This is a genomic window from Methanohalophilus portucalensis, from assembly GCF_002761295.1.
Classification (GTDB): domain Archaea; phylum Halobacteriota; class Methanosarcinia; order Methanosarcinales; family Methanosarcinaceae; genus Methanohalophilus; species Methanohalophilus portucalensis.
Genome location: NZ_CP017881.1, coordinates 1,551,393 through 1,577,448, shown reverse-complemented (window position 1 = coordinate 1,577,448; position 26,056 = coordinate 1,551,393). Strand labels below are relative to the sequence as shown.

Below are 26,056 nucleotides of genomic sequence, written 5' to 3'. Positions count from 1 at the left end.
TAAAATGGCAGACGACAGAAAAAGAATGTTCCAGAAAGATTTAGAAACTAAATTCACAAAGGAGCACGGCACCAACAAGATGGAAGGCGGCGACATTACAGATATGAGAATTCCATATTACCGCCTCGGTGTCGACCAGAACCCCAGGAAACTGGAAATGAAGAAAGTCGGTAAGGATATTGCAGAAAAAAGAGGTCTTGCAGGATACAACCCCATGATGCACTGCGGTGGTATCCCTCTCGGTCAGAGAGCTCTTACACCATCCTTCATCTCCGGCCATGATGACATGATGGTCGAAAATGATGACCTTCACTATGTCAACAATGCTGCAATGCAGCAGATGTGGGACGACATACGCAGAACCTGTATTGTCGGTATGGATATGGCCCACGAAACCCTCGAGAAAAGACTGAGTATCGAGGTAACCCCTGAAACAATCAACCACTACCTCGAAGTGCTCAACCACGCACTCCCTGGCGGTGCAGTTGTTCAGGAACACATGGTAGAGAGCCACCCTGCACTCGTCGATGACTGTTACGTGAAAATATTCACAGGTGACGATGAACTTGCAGACGAGATCGATGACCAATTCCTCATCGACATCGACAAACAGTTCCCTGCAGAACAGGCAGAACAGCTCAAATCCGCTATCGGCAATACTACCTGGCAGGCAGCCCACATCCCAACCATCGTATCCAGAACAACAGACGGTGGTCAGACCACAAGGTGGACTGCAATGCAGATCGGTATGTCTTACATCGCAGCATACGGAATGTGTGCCGGTGAAGCAGCTGTAGCAGATCTTTCCTATGCAGCAAAGCACGCAGGTGTTGTCAACATGGGAGACATGCTCCCTGCAAGACGTGCACGTGCACCAAACGAACCTGGTGGTGTCACCTTTGGTAACCTCTCAGATATCGTCCAGACCAGCCGTGTAAATCCAGATGATCCTGCAAACGTAACCCTTGAGGTAGTCGGTGCAGGTTGTATGCTCTACGACCAGATCTGGCTCGGATCCTACATGTCTGGTGGTGTCGGTTTTACCCAGTACTCCACTGCTGCATACACCAACAACATTCTGGATGACAACCTGTACTATGACGTTGAATACATCAACGACAAGTATGACGGTGCAGCCGACAAGGGTATCGACAACAAGGTCGCTCCAAGTATGGATGTTATCAAGGATATCGCAACAGAGTCCACACTCTACGGTCTCGAGAACTACGAGAAATACCCAGTTGCACTTGAAGACCACTTCGGTGGATCCCAGAGAGCAACCGTCCTGTCCGCAGCCGCCGGTAGTGCAGGATCCCTTGCAACCGGTAACGCAAACGCCGGTCTCTCCGCATGGTATCTCTGTATGTACCTGCACAAGGAAGGTCACGGACGTCTCGGTTTCTTCGGATTCGACCTGCAGGACCAGTGTGGTGCAACCAATACCTTCTCCTACCAGTCCGATGAAGGTCTGCCCCACGAACTCCGTGGTCCAAACTATCCGAACTACGCAATGAACGTTGGTCACCAAGGTGGCTACGCTGCAATCGCAGCCGGAGCACACGCCGGTCGTGGAGATGCATATGCACTCAACCCACTGATCAAGGTCTGTTTCGCCGACGAAATGCTCCCATTCGACTTCTCCCAGCCAAGGAAGGAGTTCGGACGCGGTGCGCTTCGTGAGTTCGAGCCTGCTGGTGAGAGATCCCTCATCATCCCGGCCAAATAAGCACAATATGAAGTAGGCTCCCTGCCTACTTCACCTACTATTTTTAAAACCCCAATTAAATAGCTAAAAGCTTTTTTTATATGATGATCTTATTTGCTCTTGCCATAGTTACAACCATATAATCAGGTGTTCCCATGACCGATAATACAGAGAAAAAAGTCATACCAGCAAAAGATGCCTCCATCAGACTTGCCAGCATAAATACACTCCTAAAAAATAAAGGTCTTGAAGCAATGGCAAATGCCCTTGATCAAAATAGAAACTCAATACTGGAGGCAAATCGCAAGGACCTCGAAGCTGCTGACCAGTTAAAAGATCAAGGGAAAATCTCACAGGCTCTTGTGGACAGGTTGAAAGTAAATGATAGCAAGATCGATGGAATGATCGCAGGTATAAGAGATGTCATGAAACTTGAAGACCCGACAGGCAAAACTCTCAGCTGCTTAGAGCTTGACGAAGGACTGGAATTGTATCAGGTAAGTTGTCCAATCGGCCTTATAGGAGTTATATTCGAGTCACGTCCTGATGTTGTTCCGCAGATCATGTCCCTGTGCCTGAAAAGCGGTAATGCAACGATCTTTAAGGGCGGAAGTGAGGCCTTTAATTCAAATCGTACTATTTTCAACATACTTAAAAGCGCCCTGAAAGAAATCGGGGATATTCCTGCAACAGCCTTTCAACTGATGGAAACCCGGGAAGAAGTAATGGACATCCTGGCACTTGATTCCTATATAGACCTGCTCATACCCCGTGGGTCGAACGCTTTTGTAAAGTTCATACAGGATAATACCAGGATACCCGTACTGGGTCATGCAGACGGAATATGCCATGTCTATGTAGACAATGAAGCAGATATGGAAAAAGCTATTGATGTCTGCTATGATTCAAAAGTACAGTATCCGGCAGTGTGCAACGCAATGGAAACATTGCTTGTAAACAGTGATATTGCAGGCAAGTTCCTGCCCGGCATGATCGAAAAATTCTTCAAAGCAGGTGTCGAGATCCGCCTGGATGAAAAATCATACACTGTTGCAGAAAACACCGGAATCCAGGGTGTGAAAAAAGCATCCGATGAAGACTGGAGCACTGAATATAATGATTTAATACTGTCTGTGAAAATGGTTGATTCAATAGATGCAGCAATTGGTCATATTAACAGGTACGGTTCCCACCATACGGATTGCATTGTCACCAAGGACAAGGACAAGCGCCGCACATTTACCGAGCTTGTGGATTCCTCAAGCGTCATGGTAAATGCCTCTACAAGATTTGCCGACGGTTTCAGGTATGGTAAAGGTGCAGAGGTTGGCATCAGCACAAACAAAATACACGCACGGGGACCTGTAGGAATGGAAGGTCTTTTGATATACAAGTATATTCTTCTGGGTAATGGTGACAGGGTATCCGATTATGCAGGAGATAATGCAAAACAATTTACCCACAGGAAACTGGATAAACAGATAAGCGACATCATTTGAAATAATATCCGGGGATTGTGATTTTGAGCAAGAGAAAAGTTATTCTTGACAACGCAAAAAAAGTTATTATCAAAATAGGAACAACTTCGATAAGTAATGATTGTGGAGGATTGAATGAGGAATTCATGAAACATGTGGCCTCCCAGGTCGCATACCTTCACAGCCTGGAAAAAGAAGTCATCCTTGTCAGCTCTGGCTCCATAGGAGTGGGAATTGACCTGATGCAACTTGGCTGTAAGCCGCGGGAAATTCCGGTTAGACAGGCAGCAGCAGCTGTTGGTCAAAATATATTGATGCAAAAATGGATGGAGGCTTTTAGTACTTATGATCTCAATGTTGCCCAGATTCTTTTGACCTACGAATCCTTCACCAGCAGGTTAACATATCTCAACCTGAGAAACAGCATATCCACATTACTGGAATATGGGGTAATCCCGATTATCAATGAGAATGACAGTACCTGCGTGCACGAGATAGAAGCTACCCTTGGAGATAATGACAGGCTTTCCGCAATGGTTGCCAGCAAAATGGAAGCCGACCTGCTGATACTCCTATCGGATATTGATGGTTTATATGATAAAAATCCTAAAAGGCACACGGATGCTGTATTACTGAAAACTGTGCCTGAAATTACACCAACTATAGAAAGTTATGGAGGGAGCCCATCAAGTACAAAAGGAACCGGTGGCATGAGAACAAAGATAGATGCTGCAAAGATATGCAATATAGCAGGCTGCCATATGGTTATTGCAAACAGCTCTATCCAAAACGCAATCCTCAAAATAATGGAGGGTGAAGAAATCGGCACCCTCTTTTTAGCTGAGGGAGAAGTCCATAAGAACCGCATTCGATGGATTTTACTGGCTCATTCCTCAGGCACAATCATGGTAGATGAAGGAGCCAGAGATGCGGTAAGAAACCGCATGAGTCTCCTGCCATCGGGCGTAATTGGTTTAGAGGGCGAGTTTGATCGCGGAGATATAGTAAAACTCGAGTGCAACGGGCAGGTATTCGGGAAAGGAATTACGGATTATACCTCAGATGAATTGCAGAAAATAAAGGGAAAACATACCAATATGATAACAAATATCCTGGGATATAAGAATTATGACAATGTTTTAAACAAGGATAACATAGGGCTTTTTAAAGAATGAATTAATATATAAGTATGAATATACAATATATTAATAGTATCTGGATGCGGTGACATGCTCGATGATAAAATAGCCTCAATTGCCCTTATAAGCAGCAAAAATAATGATGAATTGCTGGGGTATCTGTCAGCATACAGTGTGCTACAAGCAGAACCCAAAAAAGATACTATTTCTTTTATCAAAAAAAGTACACCGACTATAGTTATAATTGACAATACTATGCCTGAAGAGGTTAACTACCGCATTTGCAGGGAACTTAAAGAAAATACAGGTAATCAGTATCTTCCCATAATTATGGTCACCAAAACAGACAAAAAAGAGATAAGGGCAGCTCTGAAAGAGGGGGCAGATGATTTCATAACCGACCAGTCAGATGATCTGGAAATTCTAACAAGAATCAATTCCCTGTTACAAATAAAGAACCTCTATGATAAACTTGCAAAAGAAAGAGACCAGGCACAGACTTACATCGACGTTGCCCAAACAATAATAGGCGTAGTTGACAGAGACCTGAAAGTAGTACTTGCCAATAAGAAAGCTTCTGAAATTCTGGGGTATTCCCAGGAAGAAATTATAGGACAGAAATGGTTCGATGTCTTTTTGCCGGAAAGAATCAGGGATATGATAAAAGCCGGCTATAAAATGGTCCTGGAGGGGGAAATTGAACCTCCCGAATTCTCGGAAAAACCTATTCTTACACGTACAGGTGAAGAACGATTGGTTTTCTGGCATGATGTTGTACTCAAAGACGATCAGGGAGGCATCATGGGTACCATCAGTTCCGGTGAAGATATCACTGAAAAAAAACAGGCAGAAATGGCCCTTGTAGAGGCAAATAAAGAACTTCAGGAACTGGACGGCATGAGAAATGAATTTCTTGCCAATATAAGCAGGGAGTTGCAAATACCTCTTGCATCCATCAAAGGTTTCAGCGATTTGCTCATTAAAGGCGAGTTAGGCGTAATTAATAACAAGCAAAATGACGCCCTTGTTACAATAATCAGGAATTGTGACAGGCTACAGCAACATGTCAATGCTCTTCTCTATGCCAGTGAGGACTGTAGCCATAATGTGACATACAATTTTGAAGATACAGATATAAATTCCCTTCTCGACAAGGTCCTGAATGACCTGCCAATTAATTTTACAAAATACAACCTGACACTTGAAAGAAGCCTGGAAAATATTCCACATATAAATGTTGATGAAATATATCTGAAAAATGCTATATTCCATATACTCGATAATGCAATCAAGTTTACTCCTGCAAATGGTAAAATAAAAGTTTCCACCAGTAGAACAGGCAAATACGTCGAGATGAAAATAAGGGATTCCGGAATTGGGATAGCCAAAGACAAATTAGAAAACATTTTTAAAAGCTTTTATCAGGTAGATGGCTCCACCAGAAGAAAATATGGAGGGACTGGCATTGGCCTCTACATCTGCAAGAAAATCATTGAAGGTCACAACGGTCAAATCCTGGTGGAAAGCGTAGAAGGAAAGGGTAGTGAGTTCACAATTCAACTCCCGATTCACACCCGACCGGATCATACCACTACTGAAAACCTGGCTTTTGCCCATTAAAATAAAAAGCAAAGAACAGTTTCAATCCTGTTCTTCAAAATACCTTTTTGCAAGCAGCGATGTACCCACAATCGTAATTGTGGCCAGGAATATACCTATTAAGAGGCTTTCTGCATTGAAATCCTGCCAGGAATGGACTGAAGCCCACATACCACTTCTCGTAACAAAAGTTGCAAAAATTACAAGTATAAATGAGAAAATAGCCATTGCTGGCGCCAGGAACCTGAACTGTCCCTGTCTGCCGTATATTGTATGCAGATAAGCTGTCGCGGTTATCCAGGGAATCAACGACGAGGTCTCAACCGGATCCCAGCTCCAGTACCATGCACCCCAGCCAAGTACCTCATAAGCCCAGAAACCACCCAGACCGATCCCTGCAGTCAGGAATAACCAGGAAACCCGCATCCAGTTATTGGCTATTTTGTGCCAGTTGCTGTCATTAAGGAGCAAACCCGCAATAGCAGATGCAAAAGGAATAGTAAAAGCTGCATAGCCCAAAAAGAGGATGGGAGGATGGACGGCCATCCAGGGATTGCGAAGCAGCGGATTCATGCCCTGCCCATCTGTTAGATGATAGGGATGGACAAACGGATTCCAGTTGCTTACCAGAATGGAGCCGGCTTTTGAGTAGTATACTGCAAACGGATTATCAAGTACAAGCAGCATGAGGAATACCGAAAGAATACCTAGGGACAGTGTCCTTGTGATCATGAATACATTGCCTTCGGTAAAACGGAAAGAATACCTGAGAACCAGAAGCATAACCGAAATGGCCCAGGCCCACAACAAAAGTGAACCTTCCTGACCTGCCCAGAAAGCTGAAAGGCGATAGTACGTGGAAAGATCAAGACTGGAATGATTATAAACATACTCAAAGAATGCAGCAACATCATAAAGATAGTACATCAGCATGACAGAGGCAACTGTGACCAAAACAGCACAGGCAATTTCAAGTCTTGATGAAAGTATCCGGTACTTCTCATCTTCCCTGCGAAAACCCAGGTATGAATAGACAATGGCAAGCAAACCAAACAGAAATGCCACCCAGATAATAATCATTCCGAAATTCATGTGGTAACCTCATTTTCATTGTCTGGTAGCACTATACTTCCAAGGAGTAGTATGAACATACCCCCAAGCATTATGTAAATACCAGCCCAGAGAAAGCTGATAAATGGTACTACACGCAGATACAGGTCAACTTCTCCGGATTTTTCATCGAGGGCTTTGGGGGCAATAAAAACCTCTTCCATGATTCCGCGGTTAATATATGTAGAAGTATAGGTCTGCCTCCATTTTATATCGGTTATATACCGAACTATACCCCTGTCAAACTCATTCCCGTTTTTGGAAATTATAAGGCCAACATCCGTTGCATAGGATGAACCGGGATAATTGTCATAGGGAGTTCCTTCAAAATTTGAATCCATACCCATCACACTTACAGAATAAGGAATCCCTTCAAATGTCGTTTCTTCACCAATGCTAACTACAGCTGAATCTTCTACTTTCATTGCTGAACTGAAAATAGTACCGAATATTACCAGCAAAATCCCAATATGGATAATGTGGGCACCTATTCCCTTGAAACGGGATTTGCCACTGCGTTTTCTGATAACATGAACCAACCGGTACAGCGATGCCGCAAAAACAGCAAGCATGGGGATTATAGAAATATCCACAAGCAGTTTCCCGGTCGGAGAAAACATTGCCATAAACGCAGACAATAGAACTATACCTCCAAGCAGGAGACCGATATACCGGCTGGATATATGGGTGACAAGCAGACAGGCACAGAGCAGGATTACAAGTAAACCGGCAATCGGTGCTGCCCTGTTATTGAAATATGTTGCATCCATACCTATTTGCATACCACTTAAGAACTGAACCACAAGGGGTGTCAACATTCCAATAGTTATCAAAGCTGCAAGTATCCCGAATGCTGTCACTGTCACGAAAATAAGGTTTTTTCTGGAAATGAGGTTTTTGGGATCCATTTAAACAAGCCTGTCCTGTAAGAATTATATTAGCAAAGGGAAAGTTTTTCGGGTATAAAGGGATTTGCCTAGTTTAGTTCACGCTGTTAATTATTTAAACTGATAGTGATTCTACTCAAATGAATAAAGTTCAGGGATTTGTTCAAATTTCACCCCTCCATACAGGAATAAAACAGCAAACCCTTATATAAAAACGAAAATAACTGAGGTCAAAAGGGGCTGATCAAGACGCTTGATACAATTATTCTCGCTATATGGTTAATGGTACCTGCCTACATTCCAAGTCCTTTTGCAGCTCTTTTGGGAGGAGGAAGACCCATTGATGGCAAAAGGACCATGGGTGACGGAAGAAGGATACTTGGTGACGGAAAAACGATAAGGGGATTTGTCGCCGGAAGTTTAATTGGAATCCTTGCCGGGATTCTACAAACGTGGATTGCCTTTACCCAAAGAGAGTTTATGGGGATTAGATTACCTCCTTTTGGGTTTACAATCCCGGATGTAATAATTACGATTGCTGCTCTTTCGATTGGCTCGCTTCTTGGTGATATGGCAATGAGTTTTGTTAAAAGGAGGATCAATCTGAAAAGAGGAGCTCCTTTGCCAGTTGCAGATCAGCTTGATTTTGTAGCAGGTGCGTGGCTATTGACCTACCTTGTAGCTACACAATGGTTTGTTGCAAATTTCACACTGAATATCATTATAGTGTTACTTATACTAACACCCCTTTTACACATAGGGACCAATATAATAGGTTACGTACTTGGAATCAAGAAAGAACCCTGGTAACCTCAGGAGACAAATGCCATGCAGGAAAACAATGAGAAAGATGAACTCATAGAAGCTCTCAAGAAGTGTGAAGCCGTCAAATTCGGCCAGTTTACCCTTGCCTCGGGAAAAACCAGCAAATATTACGTCGACATAAAAAAGGCAATTTCAGATCCTGTAACCCTCAAAAAAATATCAGACATTGCTTCAGCCAGAATTGATATTACTGCAACAAGTCGTATTGGCGGAGTGGCCCTTGGAGGAGTTCCTCTTGCAACGGCTGTCTCCCTGAAAACAGAGATTCCCCTTTTACTCGTACGCAAGGATGCAAAGGCCTATGGAACCGGAGGAAGGTTTGTAGGTGATCTGGAAGAAGGAGATAAAGTTATACTGATAGAAGACGTTACCACAAGTGGTGGATCTGTTCTTGAAGCGATCAATCTTCTCAGGGAATTCGGTGCCAATGTCGATGAAGTGATTACCGTTGTTGATAGGGAAGAAGGAGCAGAAGCAAATTTGTGGAATGAAAATGTGACATTGAATCCGCTTGTGAAAGCATCCGATCTGCTCAAAGAAGAATAAACGGCCAAAGCGGAAAGTATTTATTTAATTATCCGGAATGCTCTATTCTAATAATAACAGTTACAACACAAATTTGCGTAATATAAATGAATATTTAGCAACGTGTTTTTATAGGATTTTTAATCAGAGAGGTCTACACATGAATGTTTTGCTTATCGGTGGAGGCGGCAGGGAGCATGCCATTGCTGAAGCCATCTCCAGAAGTAAGAGAGAGCCACAACTTTATGCAGTAATGAGCAAAAAAAATCCCGGTATAGCAAAGCTTTGCAGGGATTTCTTACTTGAAAAAGAAACAGATGTGGAAAAAGTGGTTGAATATGCCACTTCACAAAAAATAGACATTGTATTCATAGGTCCGGAAGCACCTCTAGCAGTCGGTCTTGTAGATGCTCTTGAAAAAGTCAAAATTCCTTCAGTGGGTCCTAAAAAGAATGTTGCCCAGATTGAATTCGATAAATCGTGGGCAAGGACTTTCATGAAGGAAGAAAATATCGAGGGATGTCCTGCATTTAAAGTCTTCAGTGATAAAAAAGGATTGAAAGAGTATATTGAAGAACTGGGGGATGTCGCCATAAAACCCGCCGGGCTTACCGGGGGTAAAGGCGTCAGGGTTATGGGCGACCAACTGCCGGATACCACAGATGCCTATGAATATGCACTTAGCATTCTCGAAAACGATAGTGTGGTTGTTGAGGAGAAACTGAAAGGAGAGGAATTCACCCTGCAGGCATTTGTGGATGGAAGTACTCTTGCCTTTACCCCTTGCGTACAGGACCACAAGAGAGCATTTGAAAATGATTTGGGACCAAATACCGGCGGAATGGGAGCCTACTCCAACACCGATGTAATCCTGCCTTTCATGATGGTAGATGACCTGGAAAAGGCCAAAGCCATAATGCAAAAAACCGTAGAAAAACTCTGTGAGGTTACAGGAATACCGTATCGAGGCATCCTTTACGGCCAGTTCATTCTTACCAGGAAAGGACCAAAGGTCATAGAGTTCAATGCGCGTTTCGGAGACCCCGAAGCTATGAACATAATGCCTCTGCTTGAGACCGATATGCTTGACGTCATGGAAGCTATCGTGGAGGAGCGGCTGGAAGACCTTGATGTGGTGTTTAGCAAGAGGGCTACTGTGTGTAAGTACGTGGTTCCTGCAGGATATCCGGATAACCCTGATTCAGACAAAGAAATCGTTTTCGGGGACATGGGCGATGCAATTTTGTTCTATTCCAGCGTATATGAAAAGGATGGGAAAATCTATACCAGCACATCTCGCGCCGCAGCTGTTGTCGGTATCGCTGATTCCATAAGCAAGGCTGAAAGAATAGCACAGGATGCACTTGAGAATATCATCGGCGATTTGCATTCACGCCGGGATATCGGTACCCGGGCTCTTGTACGAAAGAAAGTCACACATATGAATAAAATAAGAGAGCAAAAACAGAGCTGATATAATGAAACATGTCCTGTCAATGACGGACCTTTCCAAAGAAGATATACTGGATATATTGGAGACGGGAGAGGATCTGAAAGAAAAAAGAATTAAGGGCAAGGTCACTGATCTGCTGAAAAACAAAAGCCTTGCAATGATCTTTGAAAAATCATCTACCAGAACCCGGGTTTCCTTTGAGGTGGCCATGAGTGATATGGGCGGCCATTCCCTCTATCTTAACCAGAGAGACATGCAGATAGGCAGGGGTGAAACGGTTGCAGACACCGCAAAGGTCCTTTCCAGGTATGTGGCGGCTATTACTGCCAGGGTGAATAAACATTCGACCGTGGAAGAACTCGCAGAACATGCTACCGTGCCTGTGATCAATGCCCTCTCAGATAAGGAACACCCCTGCCAGATCCTGGCAGACCTGCTGACGATCAAGGAGTACAAAAGCACATTAGAAGGGCGGAAACTAACCTGGGTAGGCGATGGCAACAATGTGTGCAATTCAATGATACTTGGTTGTGTCATGGTAGGAATGGAGATTGCTGTGGCCTGTCCTGATGGATATGATCCGGACGATTATATCGTAAGTATGGCACGTGAAATGGGAGGTAAGGTTGAGATCCTCAGGGACCCGATTGAGGCCTCTACTGATGCTGACGTTCTCTATACCGATGTCTGGATCTCCATGGGAGACGAAGAGGAAAGGGATAAAAGACTGAGTGACCTGGCGGATTACCAGATTAACAGTAATTTGCTTGATGTAGCAAAGAATGATGTAATTATTATGCATTGTCTGCCGGCCCACAGGGGAGAGGAGATATCAGCCGAAGTTATGGACGGAACCCATTCAGTGGTTTTCGATCAGGCAGAAAACCGGTTGCATGCACAGAAAGCCCTGATTTTGAAACTTATCGGATGAGAAGTAGCTCATCCGTTTGTTCTTTTTTTCATTTAATGGCCCTTTATATTTTTTAATGCCATACTCATAGTCACCCCTCTTTGGAAAAAACAGGCAAAAGAGGCTATATACCGCCCATGCATTCTGTTGATAGGGGAGAAATGCAAATTCTAACCCTTGCCGGAGGTTAAAAACTTCCGGCTTACAACCTCCAAAAACAGACTCCTATATTTAGATGTCAGGGTGAAATATCCCTGACCTACTGTTTATCCAAGACCAAAACCCTTATGAATCAAAAGCCCCATCTATAGCCAGAAATCGTGTGCGAGGGTTGCCCAGCCAGGCCAAAGGCGATAGGTTCAGGGCCTATTCTCGTAGGAGTTCGAGGGTTCGAATCCCTTCCCTCGCACCACAATCTTTTTTGCTGTGTTATTTAAAATAGTTAGGTTAACTCTACTCTCAAAGATAATATCTTACTTACATAACTGAACAGGCAAAATTAAAATGTATAAGTAACATACCAGTTGCTGAAATAATTAATACTGCCAGATTCAGGATAAATATGTCACAACCTCACTCTTATAACATTACTCCTATACAGGCAGGTGCATCAAATGCTTACCTGGTTACCGAAAATAGTGTAACGATACTGGTTGATTCCGGAAATCGGGGCAACACCCACAAATTTGAGACAGTATTGAAGAACAAAGGATTGAATTTTGCGGATATCGATTATATCATCCTTACACATTCACATCACGATCATGTGGGATGTCTGGAAGAAATCAAGAAGAGAAGCAAAGCAAAGGTTATTGCCCACAGGGAAGAAGTTGAATATCTAAAAAGGGGTTATACTCCATTTCCTGAAGGCACCATGTTATTTTCCCGACTGATTTCCGGTTTTGCCAATAAATTCCTTCCGAATATGGGCAAGTATACCCCCGTAGACCCTGATATAATCATTGATGGTGAGTGTGAAATACTACTGTCAGATACCACAATTCAAATCCTTCCTGTAACCGGCCATACCTCAGGCTCCATATGCGTGATAATCGACAATGAAAGTGCAATTGTAGGAGATACTCTTTTCAGTTTCATGCCAGAATCGGTTTACCCTCCTTTTGCAAATGATGAGAAAGCATTAATTAAAAGCTGGAAAAAACTACTCTCTACAGGATGTAATATCTTCTATCCCGGACACGGGAAACCATTCTCACGTGCCAGATTTGAGAAATGTTATAGCAAAAAGAAAGATTACACATAAACAGGGTGAAATTTTGGTCAGGACACACAATAAAGCAGTCCGGGACAATATTCCGGATATCATTAAAAAATCCGGCAAAACCTGCACCATAAAGCAATTGGATGACATGGATTTTCTGGCAGAGTTGGAAAAGAAACTGTACGAAGAGATCAATGAATACATGGCAGACAGGGATATAGAAAAATTGGCAGATATTCTTGAAGTGATTTACAGAATCGCTGAACTCAAAGGCTACCCGGGCAAAGATATGGAAAAAATAAGGATGGAAAAAAGAGTCAAAACGGGCTGTTTCTCCAGAAACCTGTATTTATTTGAAACTTCAGATTAAAATGAAATTGATACAAAAACAAAATTGCATCAATTCAAAAATACCATCTATTCACATATATTCAGACATCATTTGCATAAACTTACCTGTTTCCATTACCGGGAAAGTCTCAATCTGGCAAAGCCCTTTCCATGGTACTGCAGCAGCGGCAAAACTTTTAGAATCCTCTACATCCACTACAGCTACATACCGACATGCTGAGAGGTCTGTCCATTCATTGATGACTTTCACACCTTCAGGCCACTCCCATTCGACATAGTTTTTGATTACTTTTTCATTGTCCTTCGGATCCCACTTTATTATATCCATGAATATCATATTTTACCACCCCATTAATTAAGGGAAAATAATAGCCCTATTTGTAACCAGGGTCACAATGAGGCATATAGATTACGAAATAATGTTACGTAGTTTATTTTCGAATCCCTGATAGCAAGCGCACCAAATAATACTATATAGAATAAATATCAGATTATTAATTAACTTAAAAAGTACAAAATAGACAGGGTGATAAATTGAATATGAGAAAATTATTCGTGGTTTTGGCCATCGCCTCTCTGGTTTTGCTGGCGGGTTGTTCGGGGGATGACAGTGAGAATGACCAAACATACCAGTACAGTGATGAAGAAGGGGAAGTCGAAGTTCACACCACAGGTGCAGGGAATGAAGATTGCCCTATAGGCACAGTCATGACTTTAAATAATCCACAAACAGGAGAATCCATGAAATTCGAGGTTGTGGGGACCGAAACAATTGACGGCATCGAAATGTGCAAAGCCGTCTATGAAACCAACGTCCCGGATACAGAAATAGCTTCAGGGGAATACTTGTGGTCAGAGGATGATAATGCCTTTATTATGAAAATGTATGACAGCAGCGGCAAAACTGTGTACGAAATGACCAGCATCAATGGGGATACAACCATTATTGATGCAGAGGGTAACGAGATGCACTACAATACTGGTAGTGAATAAGTATCAATCTTTCAAAAAGTACAGTATTCAAACTTGATACTGTACATTAATCCTTTATGGATGATTTTTCGTAAAAAAGAAAAAGTATTATTCACCTGTATCCAGCAGATGTCGGCTTTTTCCTACACGCTCATCTCCAGGATGCACCGGCTCCACATGTGCCACTTTCTTTTTCTTATCTTTGCCTTCAGTTTCTTTTTCTTGCTTATTCTCTTTTTCCACCATAATAGACCACCTATACATAATTAGCACTGATTAAAGATAGTAGAGGCTTGAAAACTCATCCCCTAAAGCCATAAGATGATACCACTATACCTACATCCCTTTTGCGCGGCCCATCCAGTTCCACAAAAAATATACTCTGCCATGTACCAAGCTCAAGGTCCCCTTTTCTCACAGGCATTGTTTCGCTGTTTCCCAGGAGAACTGCTCTTAAGTGGGCATCTGCATTGTTATCTATCCGATCATGATAGTAGTCTGCATTTGAAGGAACCAGTCTTTCCAGCAATTCCATAATATCAGAAACCAGGCCCGACTCGTGTTCATTGACGATGATCGCACACGTTGTGTGGGAAGTACTAATCGTACACATCCCTTCATCAATATTACTGCTTCTCACCACACCGGACACCTTATCGGTAATATCCACAATTTCAACACGTTTGCTGGTAGACAATTGCATACAGTTTCCTCCATTATCAACTCACAAATCATCGCTGAATGCTTTATCAACTACTCCTGCTGCTATATTTTCAGCAAGATGGCGTTTATAGTATGGATAGGTTACAAGACCCTTTGTAGTATCGCTTAAGTTGAGTTGCCCATGTCGCAATAGCTGATAACCATCCATAGAAGAAAAGACAACCGGTTTATCAAAATCATCAATCAGCATATCCAGGTATTCCATGTTGCCTGTGCGGGAATAAACAAATTCCACATCCATAGTTGCAGTTGAGTAAAAAGGATTGTAGAAAATATCTGGTTTATTTACAACAACAGCAAGTGCAGTACTGTCATAAATAACCGGTTGCATTGAAACTGTTTCCACTTTAAATCCTTTTTCTTCAATAAGGTCTGCAATCTCATCTTCAAGAATTACAGAAAATCCATCCTCACCTTTTAAATCAAGGTAAACAACACCTGTTGGAGCTGGATCGGATGAATTGGGACGGGAAAATGAATAACCACTTATCTTTTGATCGACTCCTGTATTTGAAGTAGAAGCGCCTGCATCCACAAATGCCAGAAATAGCGCAAATATTACAAAAACGACAATTGAAACTATCAGAATACGATTATTTTTTAGATTCATAATTGATCACAAGGTCCCCTACCCACCTCTCAAATCAAAATAAACTACCGCAAATATATAAATTTATCTGGCAAAGTATCATTTGCGGGCAAGGGAATAATCTGCCATTATTTCCAGATATTCCTGATCATATTCAAGAAGTACAGATTGGAACATTGCAATATGAAGTTTTTCTTCCTTGGCAATATCCAGAAGCACTGTACGTAGATTATCATCATTTGTCAGGCCAGCCATCTGTTCATAGATATTGACCGCATCGAATTCTGCGATTATAGCTGCCCTTAACACCTCTTTATCTATATCTTCTGAATCTAGTTCTTCAAGTATTGCAGGAATTTCCGATAACAACTTCCAGCCCCCATAAAAGAGAAGTGTTCATTTTATAAATAATATAAGGAAACACAGGTAGCATCACAATGGAAGCAGGAAAATGGAAAAAATAACACAAAATTCAATAGGTCTCGTATTGATAGACGAGAAATTTGGGATATGCAGACTGAAAGCAAATGAAAAGTTACCTGAATGGGTAATATCTTCCAGCATCTTTTCCATAACCAGAACCAGAGAAGAACTTTCCGTCATCTGCCCGGTTAATGTTATTCCGGAAAATATTGAATGTGAAATAAACTGGAACTGCTTCAAAGTAAAGGGGCCGCTGGATTTTGACCAGATAGGCATCCTTTCAAAGATCAGCAATACACTTTATGAGAATGAAATCAGTATTTTTGTAATGTCAACCTATGATACGGATTACATCTTTGTAAAACAAAAAAATTGCAAGGCAGCTTTTTATGCACTGGAAACTGCAGGTATGAAAATAGAAAAATGACACCCCTTTATAGGGGTGTGTCAAATCTTAGTTCTGCTTGATGTATTCTATCATCCGGGGTGTCAAAAGCGGTGCAATCTGTGGGAGCATGTTGGGCATCAGATTCTCCATCGCTTTTGGCATCAGGTCCGGGAGCTGTTCTTCCATGTAATCGGGCATCTGGACATGACGGGTAACTGCTTCAAGCATATCCGGCATGACCTTCGGCATCAGGGAAGGCAGAAGCATCGGCATCATTTTGGGCATCATCGGTGCCATTAGTTTATCCATACCCGGTACATACTTAACCGTTTTCATCATTCCCCTCATATACGAAGGCATGGCGGCCAACATCTGTGGCATCAGTTCCATCATCAGATTGGTCATGTTCTCAGGTTTCATAAGATAGATCATCTGCTCAAAGACAGCCCATCCCGCCAGAGCATCATTTGTAGTATCCGCAATATCATATCCCATACTACGGGCCACGGTTGCACCCAGATCCTGCACATCCACTGGAATATTGCTCTTCTGTGCAGACACACGCAACTGCACCTGACAACATGGACAGGCAGCAAGCATAATATCCGCACCCACGGCTTCGGCTTCTTTCAGCCGCACACCACCGATTACATTGGCAACTTCAGGCTCGTCCACCAGGGTCAATACTGAACCACAGCAGTGTCCGTTTTCCCTGTTGTGCTCCATCTCACGGAAGTCAACACCGGGAATGGCTTTTGCAAGCTTTCTGGGTGGCTCATAGATACCTCCGGCACGCCCCATGTGACAGGCATCATGGATAGTAACGGTCTTTTCAAGTGGAACCTTCAGTTTGGGTTCAAGTACATCCATCCTTTCAGCAAGTACTTCGGAATAGTGCTTGACTTCAAAATCATAATCAATTCCCAGTTTTTCAGCCCACTGTCGGTAATAGGTATGCCACACAAACCAGCATGCAGGACAGGAAGTAATGACGGTCTTGACACCTTTTTTCTTCATGTTGCCTACATTCATTTTCATGATGTTTTCGAAAACATCCCACTTCCCGGCTGCAAGCATAGGAATACCACAGCAGGATTCTTCCTTGCCCAGAATGGTAAAATCAATTCCGGCATCTGAAAGCATGCGAGCAGACGCTTCTGCGATATCTTTTTCCACAAAAGAAGCCGTACAGCCAGCAAAATAGGCATAATCGGCCTTTTCCTTGATTTTGGGTTTGAGGTCATCAGGAACCCATTCGTCCCTGCCCTGACGGTATTCCGCCCAGATATTGCGTTCCTTATTCAGACTCTGAGCCATTATCTCAAATGGCGGGAAAGTCATCTTACCACGCTGCTGCACAAGATTTTCCCTCAGGCGCAACCATGAATTCTCAATGGGAAGATCCAGCTGGCAACGTACATCACACAATTCACAGGTAGTACATGCAAGGAAAGTATCCGTTTGTTCCTGATTAATCTCATCCCTTCCGGCGAGGTATTCCTTGATAAAGAACCATTTACCCCGGGGGGATTGGGATTCCCATCCACGCCCGTAATACTGATCGCATTCATTTACACAATAGCCACACTGTGCACAGGTATAAGCATGGGAAATTATGTCACCTGGAATGTTTTTCTGATCTTTGAATTCAGTCTTATCCACCCCTGACATGTTACCCACAAGACGCATCATAGGTTCCATTTTACCTGCCATGGAAAGCGCAGAAGTGAATAATCCTCTGCCGGTAAATGTCTCAGGATTCATGATATCTGAGGGGTCAATCTCTTTTTTGACATCCATCAATTGCTTGAGCCTTTCACCGTAAACTTTCTCGGCCTGATTAGCAAAGTAGAGACCAGAAGCATACATCCTGCCTCCGCTATCTTCAGCAATCTTGATAATACTAAGACCCAGGGAGAATGCCATATTGAACTTAAAAGACCTCTCCGAATGAGGAATAAAACAGAGGAGTACTACTTCGCCATCCCGCGAAACCATCCCTTCGATCAATACAGGCAGCGAAATTTTTTCGTTAATCTCATTGATTACCGTACTGACCTTGTCCTGGGGCACTACTACCTCTGCTGGAATAAAAGAAGGCCCAAGCCTTTTGACTTTCATCGTCCTGAACCATTCACCGGTTTCATGTTTTGAAATTTGCTCAGGAAGGATGGAACCACCTGCTTCTTTGATGGCATCTTCAAGACCGGTCACATCCCTGTTATCCGGATAGAAAAAGTTGCATATATAGGCTTCAGGTAAATCGGTATTTTCCAGTACTATGGGTTCACCGTGGTGCATTTTTTGAGGAGCACGATTTTTCATGTCAGCAAAACCCGGATTAATAAATGATATGGACCAGAGCGCAATATTGCGTTTATCAATCAACTGCAGAGCCTTTTGTAGAGCAGCAGCATTATCAAAGCTTGCAGAAACTGCTTTTGTTTGCCTGTGCGGTCGGATCTTGAGCGTGACCTGTGTAATAATACCAAGCGCACCCAGATTGCCTGCAATCTTTTGCAGATCATTTCCTTCGAACTCACGCACCTCACCTTCAGGAGTTACCAGTCGTGCGGAAACCATTGTATCCTGGGACCAGCCGTACTCATAACTTCCGTAACCCAGACCGTTCTGCCCAAGCCAACCTCCAACTGTTGCTGCCGGTGCACTTGAAGGCAGGGCACAGACAGAAAGATCAACATGATTCAGTTTGGATTCCAGTTTTTCCCAGACTATTCCGGCCCCGACTGTTGCTGTCAGTTTTTCCCTGTCTATATCATATATATGGTTTAACCGTCCGACATCAGCAATGATTCCTCCCTTTGTAGGAATCACACCCCCATATCCGGATGTAGCTCCAGCCCTAGGTACTACAGGTACTGAATAGCGAGAAGCAAAATCCATTAAATTAACAACATCATCCTCATCCCTGAGTTTAACAATAGCAGCAGGTTCCGCTTTTCCAAGGAGTTTCTTTGCCATGGAAGGCAAAGCTCCTACATCATGATTATAGAAATGACGTTCCCTGCGACTTAAGTTGACCCGTTCCCCGAAAAGATTGGAAAGTTCCTTTTTCTGCTGTTCTGAAAACTCAAAGACTTGTTGTGACATAAATACCCTCCATTGATAATTATGAACTAAATACTATATAAAGTGAACATGGTATATAATGGTTGTGGGCATACCATACAAAACCTATGTTTCGTTTCTTGTTCTGTAGTATTAAGAAGATACAAAAAATACTCATTAATAATACGCAACAAATATTTATAGAATTAACTGCTACGAAATTGAATAATAATAGCACTTAATATGACATTATGAACATTTATTGTATACCATAAATTTGAAGATGATTATATGAATAAAATAAGAATATTACTCACAATGGCAATATTAGGAATTTTTCTAGCATCCTGTGGATGCATGGATTCCTCAGAAACACAAAATAAAGGAAATGAGGAAAATAATAGAGCGTTAACCATAACAGATTCTTATGGAAGAGAAGTAGTAATTCCCGACAAAATCGACCATACTATTTGTGTGGGACCTGGAGCATTACGATACCTCTGTTATCTTGAGGAACAGGACACAGTTGTCGGAGTTGAAGATATAGAACAATGGAAAGAATCCATCGAATCGCCTCAAAGACCATACAGGATCGCAAACCCCCAATTCGGAGATTCTGAAAAATATCCCTATATTGGCGCATTCAGGGGTAAATATGATGCAGAATCCATTCTGACTCTTAACCCGGCTCCTGATGTTATATTCTATACATATTCCAATGCTGAGGATGCGGATAAATTATCTTCTGATGTCGGAATACCGGTAGTTGGTCTGAATTATGGCAATACCGGAGATGAAAACATGAAGCAATCCCTCCAGATTATGGGCAAGGTAATGGACAGGGAACAAAGAGCCAACGAAGTAATAACTTTCTTTGAAGAAGAAATTACAGAACTCAATGAAAGAACTAAGGAAAAAGAAACTCCCACTGCATACATAGCAGGAATTAGTTACCGGGGCTCACACGGCATTCTTTCCACACAGCCGGACTATCCACCTTTTGAATATGTTAATGTCAACAATGTAGCTTCCGGCGTTTCAAAAACCGGGGATTGGGAAGGCTATCAGGTAGGAGATGATGCCCTTTTTAACTGGGATTCAAATCCAGGTATCGATTATATTTTCATTGATCTGGCTACCCATGAATTTTCGGAGAATGGGAACACCCATACAAACGAAAAGTACGGTATTGATTCTTTTGCAACCGGCGGGGTTTATGCTGAACTGGAGGCGGCGAAAAATGATGAAATTTATGGAGTCATGCCTTACAACTGGTACACAACAAACCATGGAAATGTACTTGCAGATGCATGGTATGTAGGAAAAGTTGTCTATCCTTCAGAATTCCAGGACGTAAATCCACAGGAAAAAGCAAATGAGATATATTCATTCCTCTATGCCGAATCGTCTGTAAATGAGGATATCTACGAAACTATGACCGACAATTTCGGCCATGAGTTTGGACAGATTTCATTTGAATAATACAATCAGGGGATTACATGGAATATTACTGCAAAAAATATGAGGATGAAGTGGGGACACTTCCTGAAAAGTACAGAAGTTACATTGGCAGGAAGGTCTCCTTTATTCTCATTTCAATATTGTTGACCGGAGGAATATTCCTGTATTCCCTTTCAGTAGGGAATGCCGACCTTACAATCTTTGAAATAACCCGAACGATACTTGGAATGCCAACTGAATTAACACATTCCAAATCAATTATCTGGAATCTGAGAATACCCCGTGCTATTGCTGCAATAATTGCAGGTGTCGCCCTTTCGATATCAGGGGTCGTCTTACAATCCATTCTGCGCAACCCTCTTGGATCACCCTACACACTGGGAATTTCCCATGCAGCAGCTTTTGGAGCCACCCTTTCAATCCTGGCAGGTACACGCAACTGGCTGCCTATAGTTGACCTTCCTTATATGACAACAATTTCAGCTTTTGCCTTTTCCCTGATATCAACTTTAACAATCCTGGCAATTGCAAAATACAAAAATGCAACACCGGAAGTGCTTATACTTGTTGGAGTGGCATTGAGTTCATTACTTACGGCTGCCACTATGTTGTTACAGTTTTTTGCAGATGACTCGGAACTACCGGAAATCGTTTTCTGGACCTTCGGGGACCTTGGAAGGGCTTACTGGGAAAGTATCTACATAATGGGATTTATCACACTGATATCTTCAGCCTATTTTCTCTATAATCGCTGGAACTATAATGCGATTGATGCAGGAGATGAGGTCGCCAGGGGACTGGGAGTGAATGTTGACAGAGTGCGCCTGACAGGTATGCTTGTGGCATCACTGGCAACTGCAGCAGCTGTGTCTTTTCTTGGAATAATAGGATTTGTCGGACTGGTGTGCCCGCATATCGCCCGCCGGTTTGTAGGAGATGACCAGCGCTTCCTGATACCTTCTGCCTGTATTGTAGGCGCAGTTCTTCTGCTTGCTTCTGACGTTGCAGCACGCCTGATAATTGCACCCTATGTACTCCCTGTAGGAATAATTACTGCATTCATGGGAGCACCGTTGTTCCTGTATCTGCTTATTCGGGGGTATAGCCACTAATGCTAAAAATAAGAGAACTTCAGTTTGACTATAAAAAAAGAGAAGTACTCAAGGAAATTGAATTTGACCTCAACCCCGGAGAAGTACTGACAATTCTGGGACCTAATGGTGTAGGGAAAACCACATTGCTTCGCTGTATCAACACAATTCTTGCTCCAAAATCCGGAAATATAATTGTAGAAGGGGAAAATGTTCTGGAACTTCCCCGAATAGAAATCGCAAAAAGGCTCGGCTATGTTCCCCAGAATACAGAACCCAGTCGTCTGACAGCATTTGATGCGATATTACTGGGGAGGAAACCTCACATCGAATGGGGTATGAAAGAAAAAGACATGAAAATTACCCGTCAGGTAATATCGGATATGGGGATGGAAGAGCTTGCATTGCGCTACATTGATGAGATGAGCGGTGGTGAATTGCAAAAAGTAAGCCTTGCCCGTGCATTGGTGCAACAGCCCCGAATACTCCTGCTGGATGAACCCACAAGCAGCCTGGACCTGAAAAACCAGCTGGGTATCCTGAATACTGTTGTAGAAGTTGCCAGGAAAGAACACGTTTCAGCAGTAATAACAATGCATGATATAAATCTGGCAATTAGATATTCCGATCGTTATGTCCTTATTAAAGATGGGGAAGTTTTTGCACACGGAAAGGAAGAAGTAATCACACCCGAAAATATAGAAGCGGTGTATGGGGTCAAAGTGACTATTGGAGAAGTCAATGGCTACAGGGTAATTGTGCCTGTAGAATGAGGTTCATATCTTTTCTTGCCTACTATATAATTTTTATATATATTAGTAGAAATATATAAGTATAATGAATGATTCTTTTTCAATAATTGATACATTACAGGCTGCTTATATTGCCTTTCAATGAGGTGTACTTATCACTTTACAAATGACTCCCTATGCTCTAATATTATTAGTATCAACGATTATATCCGCTTTTGTAGCATTGACAGTATGGTATAGACGTACCTCCACAGGAGGAAACACCCTTTTTCTTCTGATGCTTGCAATTATAGAATGGCAGCTTTGCGGAGCATTTGAATCAATTGTTACAAGTTTACCTGCAAAAATCTTCTGGTCAAAGGTTTGTTACATAGGATCACTGACAGCACCATTATTACTTTTTGTTTTTGCAATTCAATATACAAAAATGGAAAAATGGCTTACCAGAAAAAATATTGCTTTGCTTTGTACGATACCAGCTTTCATATTCATCCTTACATTAACTAACGAGTGGCATAACCTGATATGGACAAGTTATACACCTGCACCGGCACCTGCATTCAATACTATTATTTATGGTCATGGACCGGGATTCTGGATAATGATAGCATACAACTACCTGATATTGCTCGTTGCCACACTGATATTATTGTTTTCAGGAAAATCTTCCAGAAAAATATATCGTCAGCAGTTAGAATTGATTATCATTGCACTTGTATTTCCGTGGGCAGGAAACATATTATACCTATTAGACATAGGCCCTTTCCCTGGACAGGACCTTACAATAATAGGATTTACCCTTACAGGACTTATTCTTTCATTCAACCTTCACCAATTCAAATTCCTCGACCTGGTTCCTATGGCTCGTGACCAGTTAATGGAAAAGATGAATGACGGAATCATAGTTGTTGACAATAAAGAACGTATAGTGGACATAAATCCTGCAGCAAAAAAGATATTCAGCAACAAAACAGAAAATTTTCTCGGCAAAGATATAGGACAACTGTTTCCCGACCCGAACAACACAATAAAGAGAAATGATCTTTTCGGGAATGTATCCAGAGAGCAGGAGATATGGAGAAATGGATTGAAAAGCACCTATAATATCAATATTACTCCACTTGACGACAAACAGGGAAACCCTTTCGGTAAACTTATTCTGTTACACAATATTTCGGAACTGAAAAAAACAGAAGAAATACTGCGTGAAAGTGAGGAAAAATATCGTGCAATTGTAAACAATACCCATGAGATGGTCTACATCTATTGCGGAGAACGGTTTCTGTTTGTAAATGATAGAATCTGCGAAATTACAGGTTATACAAGAGAGGAAATCGACAATATGAAAGTGCTTGACCTGGTGCACCCTGAGGAAAAGGAAAAAATCAGGGAAATCATGCAAAGAAGAGCTGACTGCAAGGATGCACCTGCAACTCTTGAAACCTGTATAGTTACTAAAAACGGTGAAAAAAGACAGGTAGAAATTGCAATAAGCAGTATCAAATATGAAAGCCAGTGTGCAGCACTTGGCTCAGCCAGGGATATTACTGAAAGGAAAGAAAACGAAAATGTCCTCGTACAGGCAAAAATGAAAGCAGAAGAATCAGACCGCACTAAATCCGAGTTTATGACTACCATGAGCCATGAACTAAGAACTCCCCTGAATTCAATTATCGGTTTTTCTCAAATGCTTCTTGAAGTTCCCGGTAGTGAACTTACCAATGCCCAAAACAAATATGCATCGAACATCTTAAAAAGTGGAGAAAATCTATTACACCTCATCAATGACATATTGGATATTTCAAGAGTTGAAGCAGGTAAAAAAGAAGTTGAAGCAGAATATTTTGACATGCAAAAAGCACTCAATGACGTGAAAATGCTAATAAAACCCCTCGCCTCAAAGAAAAACATAGAAGTCATTGTTGATTGTGAAAATGCAAATAATTTACTCTACGCAGACATAATTATGTTCAAACAAGTCATGTACAATCTTCTCAACAATGCAATCAAATTCACTGCAGAAAAAGGAAAAATATCTGTCACAGCCAAATCCGAAGAAAAAAAGGCAAGTATATCGGTAAAAGATAATGGAATTGGCATACCTGAAGATAAAAAAGAAATGATCTTTGAACCATTCAAGCAAATTTATTCTGCAAAAAACAGAAGATATGAAGGTACAGGCCTGGGTTTGGCTCTTGTAAGAAATTACGTGGAAATGCATGGAGGAAACGTGCGGGTTGAAAGTGAAGAAGGAAAAGGTAGCACGTTTATATTTACAATTCCACAACAGGATATTCCCGGTAAATAAAAAATATATTCCAGACGGAATATATGTTTACAGCATTATGTAGTCTGCACAGTACCGGTTTTACTCTTTGAATTCAAACCTTTTATGCCAATACCAAGTGCTACATAGTAACCAATGTATGAAACTACTTCCAGCAATGAAGGGTTCCCATTGTACCCGAACAAGGACTTCAGCAATGATCCTGCAATACCATTCTCACTTAATATGTGGTTAATGTCCCACAAATGCTCATTGAATACCGGAATGAGAGCCGCTTCCTGGAGCTCATGAATACCATGGGCAGTGAGTCCTGCAGCAAAGAGTATCAGGAAAACACTGGTAAGATTGAAAAACATACCCAGATTCAGGTGGTATGAGGATTTGAATACCAGATACGCTATGACCGCAGAAGTGGCCAGTCCCAGCAAACCGCCGTAAAGAACGGTACTTGTTTCTGTGTTCATTGCCGCAGCACCCATAAAGAGTACCGTTTCAATACCTTCTCTGAATACAGAAACAAAAGCCAGACCCATCAAGCCATATTCAGTTTTGGAATCTACATTCTTGCGTATATTTGCCGATATATTACTGCTTTCTTTGAGCATCCATATGATCATTGACGTGAGCACAAGAGCTGCAAGCAACATCACTACTCCTTCAAAAAGTGCCTCATTCCTGCCTTCAAATTCAATTGCAAGAATGTTGAAGGTCACTGCAGCCAGCAAACTGCCAAGAATACCAAGACCCACACCGGCATATACATACTTATTCACATAAACTCTGTTTGTTTGTACCAGGTAACCCAGAATAACTCCCACAATCAAAAGAGCTTCCAGACCTTCCCTGAATGTAATCATAAAACTTTCCAGCATGTTTGTTCTCCTGTAATATTTAGGTACTCCTAATTAACGTTGTGAACTATATAAAAGTTAGGGTTTCCGTAAATATAGCCGGTATTAAAATCGAAACTGGGGATAATGGACATAGATTCAGCCCTTTAAACGTCAGATCAATGTCAAAGAATTAATGTTACAAACCCAAACATAATTATAATTAAAAACAATCTGTATGCCATTGTAATTAACGCACTGATCCAA

At 42.0% G+C, this 26,056-nt stretch carries 25 protein-coding genes and 1 tRNA gene; 17 read left to right on the top strand and 9 right to left on the bottom strand.

Going from position 1 to position 26,056, the window contains the following annotated elements; all coding sequences use genetic code 11:
* The first annotated feature begins 4 nt into the window (after window positions 1-4).
* The 4 genes from mcrA to BKM01_RS08110 all read left to right on the top strand — a co-directional run bounded on the left by mcrA (window position 5) and on the right by BKM01_RS08110 (window position 5,942).
* On the top strand, window positions 5-1,726 hold the full coding sequence (gene mcrA / locus BKM01_RS08125; RefSeq protein WP_072359425.1) for a coenzyme-B sulfoethylthiotransferase subunit alpha: 1,722 nt from the start codon (window positions 5-7) through the stop codon (window positions 1,724-1,726).
* Between the two features lie 134 nt (window positions 1,727-1,860).
* Window positions 1,861-3,204, top strand: a complete 1,344-nt coding sequence (locus BKM01_RS08120; protein WP_072359423.1) for a glutamate-5-semialdehyde dehydrogenase — start codon at window positions 1,861-1,863, stop codon at window positions 3,202-3,204.
* 23 nt (window positions 3,205-3,227) lie between these two features.
* A complete protein-coding gene (gene proB / locus BKM01_RS08115; protein WP_072359421.1) occupies window positions 3,228-4,358 on the top strand; it encodes a glutamate 5-kinase in 1,131 nt (376 codons plus the stop codon).
* A 54-nt stretch (window positions 4,359-4,412) separates the two neighbouring features.
* A complete protein-coding gene (locus tag BKM01_RS08110) occupies window positions 4,413-5,942 on the top strand; it encodes an ATP-binding protein (protein ID WP_072359419.1) in 1,530 nt (509 codons plus the stop codon).
* A gap of 21 nt (window positions 5,943-5,963) precedes the next feature.
* Here BKM01_RS08110 and ccsA read toward each other — a convergent pair whose 3' ends face one another.
* Together ccsA and BKM01_RS08100 are read right to left on the bottom strand one after the other, a co-directional pair.
* Window positions 5,964-7,013, bottom strand: a complete 1,050-nt coding sequence (gene ccsA / locus BKM01_RS08105; protein WP_072359417.1) for a cytochrome c biogenesis protein CcsA — start codon at window positions 7,011-7,013, stop codon at window positions 5,964-5,966.
* On the bottom strand, window positions 7,010-7,939 hold the full coding sequence (locus BKM01_RS08100; protein WP_072359415.1) for a cytochrome c-type biogenesis CcmF C-terminal domain-containing protein: 930 nt from the start codon (window positions 7,937-7,939) through the stop codon (window positions 7,010-7,012). The genes ccsA and BKM01_RS08100 overlap by 4 nt, the downstream gene beginning before the upstream one ends.
* A 240-nt stretch (window positions 7,940-8,179) precedes the next feature.
* On the opposite strand from BKM01_RS08100, the gene BKM01_RS08095 reads away from it, so the two are divergent.
* From BKM01_RS08095 to BKM01_RS08065, 7 genes are all read left to right on the top strand, one after another.
* On the top strand, window positions 8,180-8,728 hold the full coding sequence (locus BKM01_RS08095) for a CDP-2,3-bis-(O-geranylgeranyl)-sn-glycerol synthase (RefSeq protein ID WP_257790297.1): 549 nt from the start codon (window positions 8,180-8,182) through the stop codon (window positions 8,726-8,728).
* A gap of 18 nt (window positions 8,729-8,746) precedes the next feature.
* Window positions 8,747-9,289 carry an orotate phosphoribosyltransferase gene (gene pyrE, locus BKM01_RS08090; RefSeq protein WP_072359411.1) on the top strand — a complete coding sequence of 181 codons (543 nt, stop codon included), beginning with the start codon at window positions 8,747-8,749 and terminating at the stop codon, window positions 9,287-9,289.
* 139 nt (window positions 9,290-9,428) lie between these two features.
* Window positions 9,429-10,742, top strand: coding sequence for a phosphoribosylamine--glycine ligase (purD, locus tag BKM01_RS08085; protein ID WP_072359409.1), 1,314 nt, complete (start codon window positions 9,429-9,431; stop codon window positions 10,740-10,742).
* Between the two features lies 1 nt (window position 10,743).
* Window positions 10,744-11,652 carry an ornithine carbamoyltransferase gene (argF, locus tag BKM01_RS08080; protein WP_072359407.1) on the top strand — a complete coding sequence of 303 codons (909 nt, stop codon included), beginning with the start codon at window positions 10,744-10,746 and terminating at the stop codon, window positions 11,650-11,652.
* Between the two features lie 303 nt (window positions 11,653-11,955).
* Window positions 11,956-12,043, top strand: a tRNA-Leu gene (locus BKM01_RS08075).
* 150 nt (window positions 12,044-12,193) lie between these two features.
* Window positions 12,194-12,895, top strand: a complete 702-nt coding sequence (locus BKM01_RS08070) for an MBL fold metallo-hydrolase (RefSeq protein WP_084006275.1) — start codon at window positions 12,194-12,196, stop codon at window positions 12,893-12,895.
* A 13-nt stretch (window positions 12,896-12,908) separates the two neighbouring features.
* Window positions 12,909-13,223: a nucleoside triphosphate pyrophosphohydrolase gene (locus BKM01_RS08065; protein ID WP_072359405.1), complete on the top strand. Its 315-nt coding sequence runs from the start codon at window positions 12,909-12,911 to the stop codon at window positions 13,221-13,223.
* A 51-nt stretch (window positions 13,224-13,274) separates the two neighbouring features.
* Here BKM01_RS08065 and BKM01_RS08060 read toward each other — a convergent pair whose 3' ends face one another.
* A complete protein-coding gene (locus BKM01_RS08060) occupies window positions 13,275-13,541 on the bottom strand; it encodes a DUF3303 domain-containing protein (RefSeq protein ID WP_072359403.1) in 267 nt (88 codons plus the stop codon).
* A gap of 203 nt (window positions 13,542-13,744) precedes the next feature.
* Between BKM01_RS08060 and BKM01_RS08055 the strand changes: the two genes are divergently transcribed.
* The gene (locus BKM01_RS08055; RefSeq protein WP_072359401.1) at window positions 13,745-14,197 is read left to right on the top strand and encodes a hypothetical protein; all 453 of its coding nucleotides are present in this window, start codon (window positions 13,745-13,747) and stop codon (window positions 14,195-14,197) included.
* Between the two features lie 87 nt (window positions 14,198-14,284).
* On the opposite strand, the gene BKM01_RS10815 is transcribed toward BKM01_RS08055, so the two are convergent.
* From BKM01_RS10815 to BKM01_RS08040, 4 genes are all read right to left on the bottom strand, one after another.
* Window positions 14,285-14,422 carry a hypothetical protein gene (locus tag BKM01_RS10815; protein ID WP_157769632.1) on the bottom strand — a complete coding sequence of 46 codons (138 nt, stop codon included), beginning with the start codon at window positions 14,420-14,422 and terminating at the stop codon, window positions 14,285-14,287.
* A 55-nt stretch (window positions 14,423-14,477) separates the two neighbouring features.
* Window positions 14,478-14,879, bottom strand: a complete 402-nt coding sequence (locus tag BKM01_RS08050) for a secondary thiamine-phosphate synthase enzyme YjbQ (protein WP_072359399.1) — start codon at window positions 14,877-14,879, stop codon at window positions 14,478-14,480.
* Between the two features lie 21 nt (window positions 14,880-14,900).
* On the bottom strand, window positions 14,901-15,509 hold the full coding sequence (locus BKM01_RS08045; protein WP_072359398.1) for a hypothetical protein: 609 nt from the start codon (window positions 15,507-15,509) through the stop codon (window positions 14,901-14,903).
* A 78-nt stretch (window positions 15,510-15,587) separates the two neighbouring features.
* Window positions 15,588-15,857, bottom strand: a complete 270-nt coding sequence (locus BKM01_RS08040; protein WP_072359396.1) for a ferritin family protein — start codon at window positions 15,855-15,857, stop codon at window positions 15,588-15,590.
* Between the two features lie 82 nt (window positions 15,858-15,939).
* On the opposite strand from BKM01_RS08040, the gene BKM01_RS08035 reads away from it, so the two are divergent.
* Window positions 15,940-16,338, top strand: coding sequence for an ACT domain-containing protein (locus BKM01_RS08035; RefSeq protein ID WP_099816313.1), 399 nt, complete (start codon window positions 15,940-15,942; stop codon window positions 16,336-16,338).
* A gap of 27 nt (window positions 16,339-16,365) precedes the next feature.
* Here the strand turns inward: BKM01_RS08035 and BKM01_RS08030 are convergent, their stop codons facing one another.
* Entirely contained in the window at window positions 16,366-19,410 is a 3,045-nt protein-coding gene (locus BKM01_RS08030) for an FAD-binding and (Fe-S)-binding domain-containing protein (RefSeq protein ID WP_072359394.1), read from the bottom strand.
* 315 nt (window positions 19,411-19,725) lie between these two features.
* Here BKM01_RS08030 and BKM01_RS08025 point away from each other — a divergent pair, with 315 nt between their 5' ends.
* The 4 genes from BKM01_RS08025 to BKM01_RS08010 all read left to right on the top strand — a co-directional run bounded on the left by BKM01_RS08025 (window position 19,726) and on the right by BKM01_RS08010 (window position 24,980).
* Window positions 19,726-20,850, top strand: coding sequence for an ABC transporter substrate-binding protein (locus BKM01_RS08025; RefSeq protein ID WP_157769631.1), 1,125 nt, complete (start codon window positions 19,726-19,728; stop codon window positions 20,848-20,850).
* A gap of 17 nt (window positions 20,851-20,867) precedes the next feature.
* Window positions 20,868-21,941: a FecCD family ABC transporter permease gene (locus BKM01_RS08020; RefSeq protein WP_072359390.1), complete on the top strand. Its 1,074-nt coding sequence runs from the start codon at window positions 20,868-20,870 to the stop codon at window positions 21,939-21,941.
* On the top strand, window positions 21,941-22,693 hold the full coding sequence (locus tag BKM01_RS08015; RefSeq protein WP_072359388.1) for an ABC transporter ATP-binding protein: 753 nt from the start codon (window positions 21,941-21,943) through the stop codon (window positions 22,691-22,693). Before BKM01_RS08020 ends, BKM01_RS08015 begins: the two co-directional genes overlap by 1 nt.
* A 145-nt stretch (window positions 22,694-22,838) precedes the next feature.
* Window positions 22,839-24,980 (top strand): sensor histidine kinase, encoded by a 2,142-nt coding sequence (locus BKM01_RS08010; RefSeq protein ID WP_084006274.1) that lies wholly within the window; start codon window positions 22,839-22,841, stop codon window positions 24,978-24,980.
* A gap of 35 nt (window positions 24,981-25,015) precedes the next feature.
* Here the strand turns inward: BKM01_RS08010 and BKM01_RS08005 are convergent, their stop codons facing one another.
* On the bottom strand, window positions 25,016-25,831 hold the full coding sequence (locus tag BKM01_RS08005) for an FTR1 family iron permease (RefSeq protein WP_072359386.1): 816 nt from the start codon (window positions 25,829-25,831) through the stop codon (window positions 25,016-25,018).
* Window positions 25,832-26,056: the final 225 nt, after the last annotated feature.